Source organism: Clostridioides sp. ZZV14-6009, assembly GCF_020658095.1.
Lineage (GTDB): Bacteria > Bacillota > Clostridia > Peptostreptococcales > Peptostreptococcaceae > Clostridioides.
In genome coordinates this window covers 154,737-169,231 of record NZ_JAGWDG010000005.1, presented here as the reverse complement: position 1 = coordinate 169,231, position 14,495 = coordinate 154,737, and the positions used below count along the sequence as shown (strand labels likewise).

11 protein-coding genes are annotated in these 14,495 nt (G+C 27.8%); 5 read left to right on the top strand and 6 right to left on the bottom strand.

Translation table 11 applies throughout. The annotated features are described in order from the left end of the window. Positions 1–26 precede the first annotated feature (26 nt). Positions 27–1,448 carry a Na+/H+ antiporter NhaC gene (gene nhaC / locus KGF36_RS09340; RefSeq protein ID WP_227827848.1) on the top strand — a complete coding sequence of 474 codons (1,422 nt, stop codon included), beginning with the start codon at positions 27–29 and terminating at the stop codon, positions 1,446–1,448. A 134-nt stretch (positions 1,449–1,582) separates the two neighbouring features. Here the strand turns inward: nhaC and KGF36_RS09335 are convergent, their stop codons facing one another. The 3 genes from KGF36_RS09335 to KGF36_RS09325 all read right to left on the bottom strand — a co-directional run bounded on the left by KGF36_RS09335 (position 1,583) and on the right by KGF36_RS09325 (position 6,576). Beyond that, positions 1,583–2,938 (bottom strand): APC family permease, encoded by a 1,356-nt coding sequence (locus tag KGF36_RS09335; protein WP_227854692.1) that lies wholly within the window; start codon positions 2,936–2,938, stop codon positions 1,583–1,585. Between the two features lie 36 nt (positions 2,939–2,974). After that, entirely contained in the window at positions 2,975–4,195 is a 1,221-nt protein-coding gene (locus KGF36_RS09330) for a M20 metallopeptidase family protein (protein ID WP_227842671.1), read from the bottom strand. A gap of 368 nt (positions 4,196–4,563) precedes the next feature. Beyond that, positions 4,564–6,576 carry a sigma 54-interacting transcriptional regulator gene (locus tag KGF36_RS09325; protein WP_227827845.1) on the bottom strand — a complete coding sequence of 671 codons (2,013 nt, stop codon included), beginning with the start codon at positions 6,574–6,576 and terminating at the stop codon, positions 4,564–4,566. Positions 6,577–7,188: 612 nt separating this feature from the next. On the opposite strand from KGF36_RS09325, the gene KGF36_RS09320 reads away from it, so the two are divergent. Next, positions 7,189–7,839: a cyclic nucleotide-binding domain-containing protein gene (locus tag KGF36_RS09320; RefSeq protein WP_227827844.1), complete on the top strand. Its 651-nt coding sequence runs from the start codon at positions 7,189–7,191 to the stop codon at positions 7,837–7,839. A gap of 149 nt (positions 7,840–7,988) precedes the next feature. Here KGF36_RS09320 and KGF36_RS09315 read toward each other — a convergent pair whose 3' ends face one another. Together KGF36_RS09315 and KGF36_RS09310 are read right to left on the bottom strand one after the other, a co-directional pair. Continuing rightward, on the bottom strand, positions 7,989–9,365 hold the full coding sequence (locus KGF36_RS09315; RefSeq protein WP_227850256.1) for an MATE family efflux transporter: 1,377 nt from the start codon (positions 9,363–9,365) through the stop codon (positions 7,989–7,991). Positions 9,366–9,380: 15 nt separating this feature from the next. Beyond that, on the bottom strand, positions 9,381–11,294 hold the full coding sequence (locus KGF36_RS09310; RefSeq protein WP_227827842.1) for an ABC-F family ATP-binding cassette domain-containing protein: 1,914 nt from the start codon (positions 11,292–11,294) through the stop codon (positions 9,381–9,383). A gap of 135 nt (positions 11,295–11,429) precedes the next feature. Here KGF36_RS09310 and KGF36_RS09305 point away from each other — a divergent pair, with 135 nt between their 5' ends. Together KGF36_RS09305 and KGF36_RS09300 are read left to right on the top strand one after the other, a co-directional pair. Further along, positions 11,430–12,062, top strand: coding sequence for a redox-sensing transcriptional repressor Rex (locus KGF36_RS09305; RefSeq protein ID WP_227434586.1), 633 nt, complete (start codon positions 11,430–11,432; stop codon positions 12,060–12,062). A gap of 137 nt (positions 12,063–12,199) precedes the next feature. Beyond that, positions 12,200–12,754, top strand: coding sequence for an FmdE family protein (locus KGF36_RS09300; RefSeq protein ID WP_227827841.1), 555 nt, complete (start codon positions 12,200–12,202; stop codon positions 12,752–12,754). 213 nt (positions 12,755–12,967) lie between these two features. Here KGF36_RS09300 and KGF36_RS09295 read toward each other — a convergent pair whose 3' ends face one another. Then, entirely contained in the window at positions 12,968–13,138 is a 171-nt protein-coding gene (locus KGF36_RS09295; protein ID WP_009888017.1) for a DUF362 domain-containing protein, read from the bottom strand. 283 nt (positions 13,139–13,421) lie between these two features. Between KGF36_RS09295 and KGF36_RS09290 the strand changes: the two genes are divergently transcribed. Beyond that, on the top strand, positions 13,422–14,489 hold the full coding sequence (locus KGF36_RS09290; protein WP_227854691.1) for a CapA family protein: 1,068 nt from the start codon (positions 13,422–13,424) through the stop codon (positions 14,487–14,489). The last annotated feature ends 6 nt before the right edge of the window (positions 14,490–14,495 follow it).

The window sequence follows — 14,495 nt, the reverse complement described above, 5'->3', positions numbered from 1 at the left end:
TCAAATAATTAGGAGGAAATTATTTTATGAAAGAGCGAGAATGTAGAAAAGCAAATCTGTTTGATGCAATGATACCAATTACTTGCTTGATATTATTTTTAAGTTTAGGGGTATTAATGTATGGCTCATCACCTCATGTACCACTAATAGGAGCTGCAGCAGTAGCAGGACTTGTAGCTGTATATAGGCTTGGATTTAAATGGAAAGACCTAGAATTAAGTATGTTCAATAGTATAAAGATGGCAATGCAAGCAATCTTAATCATAATTATAATAGGTGTACTTATAGGAACTTGGATAGTAAGTGGAGTAGTTCCATGTATGATTTACTGGGGGCTAAAAATTTTATCACCAAATATTTTTTTAGTAGCATCAACACTAGTATGTGCAATAGTATCTCTTGCAACAGGTTCATCTTGGAGTACAATGGGTACAGTAGGTGTAGCACTTTTAGGAATTGGCCAAAGCTTGGGTATGCCAACTGGATTAATAGTTGGTTCTATAATATCTGGAGCTTACTTTGGAGATAAACTATCACCTTTATCTGAAACGACTAACTTAGCTCCAGCTATGGCAGGAACAGATTTGTTTACACATATAAAATATATGCTATATTCAACTATACCATCATTATTAATTTGTTTAGTAATTTATGGTGTAATCGGAATGAAGTATTCAGGTCAAGCATTAGACATAAAACAGATAGAGTTAATTAGGTCTACATTAGATTCTACATTCAATACTTTATCACCAGTATTATTATTAGCTCCAGCAATAGTAATTGGATTAGTTATATTTAAAGTTCCTGCGATACCAGGACTTATAGTAGGTGCTGTATTAGGAGTATTGTTTGCAATAGTTTTCCAAGGAGAATCTATGAATGTAATATTAGACGCAGCACAAAATGGATATGTTTCATCAACACAAATAGAAGAGGTAGATGCTTTATTATCTAAAGGTGGGATTATGAATATGATGTCCACTGTATCTTTAACAATATGTGCTTTATCTCTTGGAGGTATTTTAGAAAAAACAGGCATGCTTGAAGCAGTAGCTTCTTCTTTACTAAGATTAGCAAAGGGTGTATTTGGAACAGTATTATGTACAATGGTAACTTGCACGGTTACTAACATAATAGCAGGTGAACAATATTTATCTATAGTTATACCAGGAAGAATGTATAATAAGGAATATAAAAAGAGAGGTATACACCCTAAGATGTTGTCAAGAGCTTTAGAAGATAGCGGAACTTTAAGTTCTCCACTGGTACCATGGAATACATGTGGAGCGTATATAACAGCAACATTAGGGGTATCTGCATTAACATATGGTCCATATGCATTATTAAATATTATAAATCCATTGGTATCTCTAGCATTAATTGCATGTAAGTTTAAAATAGCAAAAATAGAAGATGAACCTGAAACTTGTTTGAATTTTGATGTTTGATTATAGTATTTAATATATGTTACTTATTAGAAAAAATAAAGACCTAAACTTTGTGTAAATAACAAAATTTAGGTCTTTATTGACTTTTTCTATAAATTTAAAATAAAAAAGAATGTCAAGTAATCTATAAAATATTACTGAATTTTTTCTCTTGGAATATACAATTTTGAATCTTCTGATTTATTTTCGCACTCACATTCATTTTTTTTATTTTTTTTCATAAGTACATATAAAGGTGCTATCAATAACATTGCTCCTAGTCCTATCAAAACCCTATTTTGAGTTATAGGTTTTGACATATCTTCAACCCAAGCTTGTTGTAACAACCATAAACTACCTAATATAGCTACTGTTGGTATAACAGGGCCAAAAGGAATTTTAAATGAAGCCTGAATATCTGCTCTTTTTCTTAAAACTATTACTGATAAACAAGTTGGTATGTATTGAGCGAATCTGGCAATTACACTCATTACTGCAAGCTGTTCAAAACTTCCAGTTAATACAAGTGGTATACAGAAGATTAAAGACATTATTATTGCTACATATGGAGCATCATATTTATTTGTTTTTCCTATAAATGCTGGAAGAGAACCTTCTTCTGCTAGAGCAGATCCACATTTAGGAGTTACTATTGAAGAACCTATATTTATTCCAAATATAGATATTAATGTTGCTACAGATATAAAGACTTTGCCATAATTACCTAAAAATACGCTTGAAGCGTCTGCGATTGGAATACTATTTTCAAATAGTTTGTCTCCAAGTATACCCATACAGACAACTTGAATTAAGATATAAATTATTGCACATATAAATATTGTAGTTATTAATGCTATTGGAAGATTTTTTTTAGGATTATCCATTTCTCCACTTGCTACAACAAATGATTCAAATCCAGTAAACGCGTAAAATACTAATATTATAGCTGGTCCTATACTGGAATTTAGAACATTACCTGAAGGAACAACATTATCAAATTTTATAAAGAATATTCCGATTATTACAAAAATTATTAATGGTACTAATTTAGCTATAGTTATTACATTATTCATTATCTTTGTGCTTTTAATTCCAAATAAGCTGTTTATTGAAAGTAATGTCACTAATGTCACTGCGATATACCCTTTATATTCAGTAGCAGCTTCTGGCCAAAATGCGCCTAAAGCTGTTGCAAATCCTACTGCCAGTGTAGACCATGATATGATTCTAATAACCCAAGACATTGTACCAACTTCAAAACCTATAAAATCACCAAATGCCTTTTTGGAGTATAAATATGCACCTCCATTTTTGTCAAACATACTTCCAGCCTCTGCAAAACATAAAAGTATTGATAGAACTAGAAGTGTAGCAAAAATATATATAAATATACTGTTTTGGCTTGCTAGATTGTAAACTTTACCTGGTAGTAAGAATATACCTGAACCTATGATACTATTAATTCCTAATAATATCATACTAAATAACCCTAATTTTTTAGCTTTTTCCATATTAATTTATCTCCTATTCTTTTATTAATTACCATATTAATTAAAATATAAAGTATTCATTACATGCATCATAACTCCTATTGGCAGACAATCCTCATCTACATTAAATTTAGAGGTATGAAGAGGTGAAGTCAGCCCTTTTTCCTCGTTTTTGCACCCTAAATGGAAGAAGGCTCCTTTGCAATGTTCTGTATAAAAAGAAAAATCTTCTCCACCTAATGAAGGGTTTGTTCTCAGTATAAATTTTTCTTCTCCAAGTAATTCCTTAGTATTTGAAATAACAGTATCTACTAATTCCTTTTCATTTATAACAGCAGGGTAATTTTCGTCACTCACATATAATGTTCCAATACATCCAAATGCAGATGCTGTATCTTCAACAATTTTAGTAATCTTATTAATTACAAAATCCCTTGTCTCACTATTTAAAGTTCTCAATGTACCTTCTAATTTTACATCTTCACATATTACATTATGTGCATCACCACCATATATTTTGCCTATAGTCAAAACTGCAGCATTATTTGGTTCTAGGTTTCTACTTATTATGGTTTGTAGTGATGTAACAATTTGTGAAGCTGTGACTATTGCATCAATACCATTTTCAGGGTATGCACCATGAGCTCTTTTACCCTTAACACTTATTTCTATAGTATCAACACTTGCATTTAATGTGTCGTATTTTGTTTCAATAAATCCTGTTTTAATGTGTGGCATGACATGAAGCCCAAATATATAATCAGCTTTAGGGTTTTCTAAACACCCGTCTTCAACCAAGAATTTTGCTCCACCAAAACCTTCTTCTGCTGGTTGAAATAAGAATTTTACATTTACATTTAGACTATCTTTCATTGAATGGAGTACTTTACATGCTCCAAGTAGCATTGTTGTATGCGCATCATGACCACAAGCGTGCATTTTTCCATTATGTATTGATTTGTAAGGTATATCGTTTTCTTCTTCTATAGGAAGCGCATCCATATCTGCTCTTATACAAATAGTTTTATCTGCATTTTCCTTTAAAATGTATGCCATAATTCCATTGTGTTTTGTAAATTCCATATAATCAATTCCTATTTCTTTTAAATAAGAAATGACTTTTTGTTTTGTAAGATTTTCCTCAAGAGCTAATTCTGGAATTCTGTGTAATTCTCTTCTAACATCTATTAACCAAGGTTTTATAGAATTACAACTTTCTATTACAAAATCTTTTTCTAATTCTTTAACTTGATTTTCTAATTTTAAAGCTGGTTGCATTTTTATTCCTCCAATTGCTTTTTATTGTTTTGTTAATATAGTTAAGCAATTATTATGCCATATTTTTTTACTTAAGAATTTTGTTTTTTATAAAAATATTGAATAAAAAAAATCATTATATTGTATGAAAAGTATGAAAAATAAATATTATATTGCAATTTTCAGTAAAAAATCTTATTTTGGATAAAGATTATGCTATATATGAGTGTTTATAAAGAAAATAGGAAAATTTTTATGTATCCTATTCCTATTAATTCCTATTAATTAGATAAAAATAAACTATAATTTTTATGTATTTAGCAAACAAAAAAATCTACTAAGGAAACAAATTATTCCCTAATAGATTTTTTATTTAATATTTGATAAACTTATAGAGTTTCATACTTTAATTTATTATAAAAGGTTTCTCCTTTTTGAGTTATTTTACTTCCATATCTTCCTGAATTACAAATTATAAATTCTTCTTTTTTTAGATATTCAAATATTTTTTTTATTTTCCCTTCAGTAATTTGAATATTTTTATCTAGTAATCTTTGTAAAATTAGTCCTCTACCAATACCAACATCTGATTCTTTATTTAAGATTAACACTTCTAGTATATTTAAAATATCATTTTTATTATACTTTAGTTTTAATGGGGAATTCTTATTATCTAAAGTTCTTAAGTTTGGAGGTAAGTCCTTTTCAAGTACAATATCATCACACATAATATTTAAATAAGATGTTACATTTTGGAGTTCTCTTATATTACCTTTCCATTTATAGTTTTGTAGAAGCTCTTTTGCTTCTGGTGTAATCAATAACTTTTTATTAATTAAATCTTCCATAATAATTAAAATATCTTCTTTTCTTTCCCTTAAAGGAGGTATATTTATTGGAATTGTATTTAATCTATAATATAAATCCTCTCTAAATTTACTATTATCAATCATTTGTTCTAGATTTTTATTAGTAGCTGATATGATTCTAACATCTATATTAATTATATTATGAGAACCGACAGGCATTATTTGTTTTTCTTGAAGAACTCTAAGGAGCTTTGTTTGTAGTTCTAAGGGCATGTCGCCAATTTCATCTAAGAATATAGTTCCATTGTTTGCTAGCTCAAATAATCCTTGTTTTCCTTCTTTTAGACCACCAGTAAAAGTACCTTTATCATATCCAAATAACTGACTTTCTAGTAAGTTTTCGGGAACAGCTGCACAATTTACTGCTATAAATGGCTGATTTTTTCTAGTTGAATTATTGTGTATAGATTGGGCTATGAGTTCTTTACCAGTTCCACTTTCACCTCTAATAAGTATACTTAAATCAGATTTAGAAACTTTTTTAGCTAAATCTATGCATTCAAGCATCTTTGGGCTATTTGTTTTTATATCTTTGAATGTATATTTTGCTATTTGTCCTTTTTCTCTTAATTTTTTAGTTAAATTTTGTTCTAGCTTTTTTATGTATGTTATTTCTTGTAAACTGTAATATGTACCCATTTTTTCATCTTTATTGTATATGTTTTTTTTATTTACATTTATATACTTTTTATCAAATATAACAACCTTGTCCAATATCTCTTTTTCATTTAATAAAACCTTTAAACTATCTATAAACACTTCTTCAATATGTTTACCATAGATATCTTCTTTTATATTTAAGATGTCTTTTACTTTACTATTATATGTATTTATTACACCATCTTTTGAAGTAAATAATATTCCATCTTTTGATAAGTTCAATATTGTATCTAATTCTTCTATCTTTAAAAACAGTTCCTTATATTTATCTTTTATACCTGTGTCTAAACTTATTATTTCTTCTGAGTATTTAACTAGATTAGATTGTATTTCTTTTGAATCGATTTGTAATAAGTTTATTATTTCTATAAATGTAGAAATATCTATATATCTATGACCTAAATCAAAAATATCTGAGATAAAACTAGGGACTTTTTCTGGAACTCCTGGAGTTATAGCTATCTTTATATCTTTATAATTATTTTCGTTCATATATGGAACTGGTCTGATATTAGTTACTCCAATCTTATAAAATAAGCTTATAGTCTCTAAAGTAGTTTCATCAGAATCATTTACAATTAAAGCATTTGTACCTTGTGGTAAGGATAATAAATCATATACTTTATCTTCTTTAAAAGTTCTTCTTATTACAATAACTTTTTTCTTGTCCAATATATTATTTATAATTTTATCTAATCTCTCTACAGACATTACTAATATTACGTCATCGTTTATAATATCATCATCATTTATTTCATTTATAAAATATCTGTTAATTTTTATGTAATCTCCAAAAACTAACTTTAAGTTATTTTCCAAAAAATCTATTAAATCTTTTCTGCTATCATTTACCAAAGCTACTGATTTTTTCATTGATTTCTCCTTATTTATATAATAAATAGTTTTTAATAATATTTACAGGAAGGTTATTTCCATAATCAATATATCTCATTGTATCTAAAATGGTACAAAACTTATACAATATTAATACTTAAACTATTCAACATTATTAATACTATAAAATAATTTAATTTTAATATCTTTTTTATGTAACATCAATAATTTTATATCTAACCTTTTAAGTTTAATAGAGTTTTATACAAAAAAGAAGGTGCCTAGATATGATTTTTTGAGAATCATACATAGAAACCTTCTTCCTTATAATTAAATCTTGTCACCAAATCCCCCTAAGTGTTGCTTAAAATCTAAAATGTATGTATATTTTTCATTTCTATTCGATTAAATTATAATATACATCTAAAAAATTTATTTTAACAAATTCTATTGATAATACAATTTCATAAATATAGAATTATATTAAAATAAATAATATATGAAAATATATATGTATAAGTTTATTCTGCTTGAGTAGAATAGATTTGTCAAGATTAATTTAATTGTTATATTATCTTTTGTTAAAAATTAATCTAAATTAAAATATATAAATAGAATATTTTATACAATATATCATAAAAGGAGAATTTAATGAAAGCAGAAGAAACGAGCATATACCCAATTATTAAAAATAACTTAAATCAAGTATCCATTGTCGAATATAAAAAAGGGCAAAGATTTGTAGCGTCAGATGAAGATTTACAAGAAGTCTTTTTTATAATAGAGGGAGTTGCATTAGTAGAATGCTCTACTAGAGGAGGAAACAAATTTCTTGTTGATATTGTACCAGAAAATGAATTTATAGGTAAAATTAGTTATATATATGAACATAATTTGAAATGTGATATCTTTGCGAAAACTAATATAAAATTATTCCGATTTAAAAAAGATGTCTTTGATGACCTATACCTTAAAAGAGATTTTATTGAATTATTTCACAGTAAATGTACAAGAAGAATATATGAGTTGTACAAGACTAGAATGGTAAGAGAATTATTTTCTTGTACAGAAGTCATTGCATATTGTATATTAAAAAAACAAGAGAATAGTACATGTAAAGCAAAGTATATTCGTAATTTTAGTGAAATTTATTCAATCAGTAGAAAGAGTAGATACCACTCCCTATTGAATTTAATTGAAAAGGGTATAATTAAAAAAATAGATAGTACATATGAAGTTTTGAATTATGATAAATTATATAGATTAGCCTTTGAAGTAAAGGAATTTTTAGAAGATAAATAGTTATAAATATTATTGTTATTTCACTTAAATATAATATAATAATTTCTATAAAAAATAAAAAATAGCTTCACTGAAAACTAGAAATAATTTAGCTGTTTTCAGTGAGACTATTTTAAAGTATTATATACTACTAAAATATACTATTGTTATTAATCAATTTCTTTAACTATGTTGATAGCCCATTTTTTAGATAATGCTCTAGGTACACCAAATATAAATTTTACAACTTCTTCACTGTAAGTGAGTAGAACAAGGATAAATATAGGTGCCCCTTTAAATGCTGCTATAAAAGTTAAAGGAAGTGAAGCTAACCACATACATCCTAATTCTAAAAATAGAGCATATTTAGTATCTCCACCACTTCTCAAAATACCAATTATAATTAATGTATTAAATGATTTTAGAGCCATTAGTATACCCATTATAAAAAATATTTTAGTTATATCAGAAGACAAGCTATCAGAAACACTGAACATCTTTAATAATAATGGGATATTTAAAATTAAAATAATTCCAAGTATTAAACCAGCTAAAAACACTAGTATAGAAAATTTCTTAGCATATTCAATGGCTCTTTTGATATGGTCAGCACCAAGTTCATTACCAAGCATAATAGATGCACCAGATGCAATACATACAGCAGTCATTATAAAAAAGTTACCTGTACTAGTTGCTATTTGACTTGCCGCTATAGCAGATGTACCTGCCCTTGAATAGGCAACAGAATACAGAACAGTTCCAACTGCCCATGCAGAGTCATTTACAAATATAGGGAAACTCTTTGATGAAAAAGATTTGATAAAAATATTATCAATAGTCTTTAGATTTTTCAAACCAAATTTTAATATATAGTCTTTTTTATAAAAATAGACATAAGTAAGCATTAAAATTAATTCGCATATTCTTGCAATTACAGTTGCTAAAGCAGCTCCTTTTACGCCTAATGCAGGAAGCCCTAAATTACCAAATATAAATCCATAATTTAAAATAACATTTGTTACAAGAGCAAATGCACTGCAAATCATACCTAACTTAGGATTCCTAACACCTCTAGAACCAGTACTAAACACTGTACTTATAGCTATCAATGGATAACTAAATACTGCAATACTAAAATACTCTATACAAAGTCTTACAACCTCTGAATCATAAGAAAATATGTGTATTATTGGTTTTGGCGTTAGTAGAGCAGGGATAACAAATACAAAACTTAAAGCTAGTGCTAATATACAGGTAAGACCTGTAACCTTTCTTATATTACTAATATCTTTCTTTCCATAAAACTGTGAAATAAAAACTCCAGCTCCACCTGTAATACCAGACAGAGACATATTAAAAAGGAAGAAAAATTGGTTTGCAACTCCAACTGAAGCTACAGATACTTCACCTAAACTACTTATCATAACTGTATCTATTACATTTACAGATGTAGAAATTAAGTTTTGTATGATAATAGGTATACATAAAGATAGAAGTATCTTGTAAAACCTTTTATTTTCATCCTTTAAAGAAAACAATGCTTGCAAATAATCCTCTCCTTTTTACATAAACTCTTCCCACTCATCATATAGAGATGAAAGGTCATTTTCTAAACTGATTTTTTCTTGACTGACTTCTTTAGCTTTCTCAGGATTAGAGTATACTTCTTCTTGACACAATAGCACATCTAATTCTTCAATTTTAAGTTCTAGTTTTTCAATTTCTTTTTCTATACTTTGCCTTTTTATTCTATTTTTCTTTTCTAATTCTCTTTGTTCTCTTTCTTTTCTTTTTTCATCCTTTATTTGAGTCCTTGTTTTTTCTTCTTTCTCTTCAACAATACTCATTTCCTGAACTTGTCTTTTCTTATCAATATAATAATCATAGTTACCTAAATATTCAGTAACTCCATCTTCATCTAAAACAAGAATCTTATCTACAACAGTATTTAGAAAATATCTATCGTGTGATATTGTAAATATAGTACCATCATAATTAGTTAATGCTTCCTCAAGAACCTCTTTAGAATCAATATCTAGGTGGTTAGTAGGCTCATCTAACAATAAGAAATTTGCATTGGATAGTATAAGTTTAAGTATAGCCACTCTGGCTCTTTCTCCACCACTTAATGTAGAAATTTTCTTGAAAACTTCTTCATCAACAAATAAAAATGCTCCTAACATATTTCTTAAAGTGGTTTGAGTAAGATGATTATTATTTTCCCAAATTTCATCAATTATGGTGTTATCCAAATTAAGAGTTTTTTGTTCCTGATGGAAGTAAGAAACATGGACATTAGTTCCAAACTTAATATTACCATTAAGAGGTTGTAGTTCGTTAGTTATTATTTTAAATAATGTAGACTTACCAATACCATTTGCACCTATAAGAGCAACTTTTTCTCCTCTATATATGTCTAAGTTTAAATCTTTAAAAAGTATTCTTTTTCCATATCCCATAGATACATCTCTAATTTGAAGGACATCATTCCCACTTTGAACAGAGGGAGTAAACTGTATACGAGCTTTTTTTCTATAAGCTTCTGGCTTATCTAAAACATCTACTTTGTCCAATGCTTTTTCTTTGCTTCTCGCACGTTTTAGGTGCTTTTCCCGACCATACGCTTTTAGTCTTTCAATAGATTCTTCTTGTTTTTTTATTTCTTTTTGCTGGTCTTCGAATTTTTTTAGTTCTAGTTCTTTTTCTATTTTAGACAGCTCAACAAATTTAGAATAGTTACCATTATATACTTTAAGTCTTTTATTGTGAATTTCAAAAATTCTATTTACAGCTTGGTCTAAGAAATATCTATCATGAGATATTAGCATAACAGTACCTTTGTATTGTTTTAAAAATACTTCTAACCATTCTATTGCTTCAGAATCTAAGTGGTTAGTAGGCTCGTCAAGTAATAATAAAGTTGGTTTTTTAAGAAGTAATTTTCCTAAAAGAACCCTAGTTTTTTCACCACCAGAAAGTATACTTATTGGTTTATCCATATCATTGTCACTAAATCCTAATCCTTTTAAAACTCCTTTAGCTTCAGACTTATATCCATATCCATTTAAATCTGAAAATAATTCTAACTTATGTGAATATTCATCCATGATTTTTTCTAAAATTGGAGAGTTTGTTTTTGTGCTTTCCTCAGATATTTTAACTTCCAATTCTCTTAAATAGGATTCCATATCTATCAAATCTTTAAAAACTTCCAACACTTCTTCTAAAATGGTATTATCCGAATAAAAATTGGTATTTTGTTCTAAATATCCGATTTCACAATCTTTAGAAGTGTAAATATCTCCACTATCATAGCCATAAATTCCCGATATTATTTTAAATAAAGTAGTTTTTCCAGTACCATTAATGCCAATTATACCAATTTTATCCCCTTCATTTACTGTAAAACTAATATTTTCCAATATAGAATCTATACCAAAACTTTTATTTAAGTTGTTGCATGACAAAACAATCATAAATTTCTACCTCCTTGAACTATCTAAAATTATAATGTTTTGATATAATATAATCAAGGTTATATGTATTAGTTTTGAAAAAGAAATATTTTATTGTGAATCAAACAAAAAAGAGGACACTTTTAGGAGGTGAAAATGTTGGGAAATAAAAATATATCAATGGCAGTTATAAGAAGGCTCCCAAAATATCATAGATATCTTGGAGACTTATTAGATAGGGATATACAAAGAATATCTTCTAAAGAATTGAGTGATATAATAGGTTTTACTGCTTCTCAAATAAGACAAGATTTAAATAACTTTGGTGGATTTGGACAACAAGGGTATGGTTATAATGTAGAGGCTCTTCATACTGAGATAGGTAAAATACTTGGATTAGACCGACCATATAATGCAGTTCTTGTAGGAGCGGGTAACTTGGGACAAGCTATAGCCAATTATGCAGGATTTAGAAAAGCTGGATTCGAGATAAAAGCTTTGTTTGATGCAAATCCTAGAATGATAGGTTTAAAGATAAGAGAATTTGAAGTGTTAGATTCAGACACTTTAGAAGAGTTTATAAAAAACAATGATATAGATATTGCTGTATTATGTATACCTAAAAATGGAGCACAAGAAGTTATTAATAGAGTTGTAAAAGCTGGAATAAAAGGTGTATGGAATTTTGCACCATTAGATTTAGAAGTTCCGAAAGGTGTTATAGTTGAAAATGTAAACCTAACAGAAAGCTTATTTACTTTATCATATTTGATGAAAGAAGGAAAGTAGACAACTTAAACATATTAATAATAAGTAACTATGAAGAGTATTGAGAAAGTCAGAAGATTTAATATTAAATCATCTGGCTTTTTAAAATATAAAAGCTAAAATTGATATAATATAGAAGTAAACTTAATATAAAGGGAGTGATATTAGTGGAAGAGTTATGGCAAAAAGCTATTGAATTTCATGGTCATGAATGTCCAGGTCTAGCTATAGGATTTAAAGCGGCACTTGCAGCGAGAAAATATTTGGAATGTAATCAGTCAGGGGATGAAGAGATTGTATGTATTTCTGAAAATGATGCATGTGGAATAGATGGTATACAAGTGGTATTAAGTTGTACGATGGGTAAAGGGAATTTGCTGCTTAGAATGACAGGTAAATCAGTATACCATTTTTTTAATAGGGAAAATGGAAAGTCTATAAGAATATATGTGAAATCAAAACCATTTGATATGGATAGAGAAGGGTATAAAAAATACTTATTAGAAAGTGAATTTGAAGATATATTTGAAATTACAGACACAAAATTAAGACTTCCAGAAAAGGCAAGAATATTTAAGTCTCTTAAATGTGAAGTGTGTGGAGAGTTTGCACCTGAGCAATATATAAGAATTCAAGATAGCAAGAAGGTATGCCTTGATTGTTTTAGCAAATACGAAAGATTTTATGAAGAAGGAAAAGAAACATCAAATTAAAAATATTAGGTTTATACATAGCAATGAAAGAGTCACAGCAAAGGATTATATACAATATTATTAAATTTATATAATAGAAATAAATGCTTTATTTTAATGGAGTAAAGTGATGATATTTAAAAATAAATGTTATTTAATTTATGCATAATAAAAAGAGACTGATTAATATTGATAAAATCAAATTAAGACAGTCTCTTTATGAATAACCAATTATTATTCTGGTTGAGGTGCATCTACAGGACAAGCTCCTGCACAAGAACCACAGTCTATACAAGAACCAGCATCTATAACATATGCGTCGTCTCCAGCTGATATACAGCTAACAGGGCATTCAGCCTCACAAGCACCACAGCTTATACAAGCGTCAGTAATTTTATATGCCATTTTGAAATCCTCCCTTTTATATGTATTGTAATTCAATAACATTATAACAAATATTATTGAATATAACAATTAAATTAATTCTACAATAAAAACTTTATTGTGATATTCTTATTTTAAAGTTTTACAATAAATTTTAATCTGCTTATATTTTTATTTATCTTAGAGAAGTTTACCTTAAAAATAAAATTAAAGTTTAAAAGTTATGTATGTAGTACATTTAAAAATGTTATACTCTTAAAGAGTATATTTTATTAAGAATTTGTTGATTTAAAGGAGATTTAATATGAAAAATAAGTCAGTTTACATATGTATTATGAGTTTATTGTTGCTTGTAGTAGGGTGTTCTAATAATTCGAATAAAGAAAACAATATTAAAAAAGATTCTAATAATAACCAAAGTCAGGTTGAAGAACAAAAAAGAGAGCCTATAATAAAAGATATAACTATAAGTTTTGCTGGTGATGTAACTATGGGAAACTATAAAGGTTCATCATACTATGGTAGTTTCGACCATGAATTTGAAAGACAAGGAAAGGACTATGATTATTTTCTTAAAAATGTAAAACCTATATTTGAAAAAGATGATTTGACAGTAGTTAACTTAGAAGGTCCTCTTACCAATGCATCAAAGGCGAAGGAGAAGAAGTTTGCATTTAAAGGCAAACCAGAATATATAAACATTTTGAAGTCTGGAAGTGTAGAGGCAGTAAGTGTTGCGAATAACCATTCAGAGGATTATTTTGAGGAAGGTATGAAGGACACTAAGTTCATATTGGATGAAAATAAGATAAATTACTTTGCTTTAGGTAAAGATGCATTAATAGATGTTAATGGAATTAAAGTAGGTTTATTGGGATATAATGGATTGTCAACTGAATACAATGAAAAAAACTTAAAACAAATGGAAGATGAGATTAAAGCCCTAAAAGAGAAGTCAGATGTTGTTATGGTTTATTTTCACTGGGGAATAGAGCTGGAATATTCTCCAGATAAAAAACAAAAAGATTTCGCTCATTATGTGATAGATAAGGGTGCAGACTTAGTTATAGGTTCTCATCCTCATGTAGTTCAAGGTATAGAAAAGTATAAAGATAAGTATATAGCCTATAGTTTAGGAAATTTTTGTTTTGGAGGAAACAAGAATCCTTCTGATACAGACAGTTATATATATCAACAAACTTTTACCTTCTCAGATAATAAACTATCTTCAATTAAAGAGCCAAATATAATACCAACAGCAATAACATCTAGTAGCTCTAGAAATAATTATCAACCAAAAGTACTAGATGGAAGTGAGAAGGATAGGGTTTTAAATAAGCTAGAAAAAATAAGTAAAGATTTGAACAATTAAAAGTGT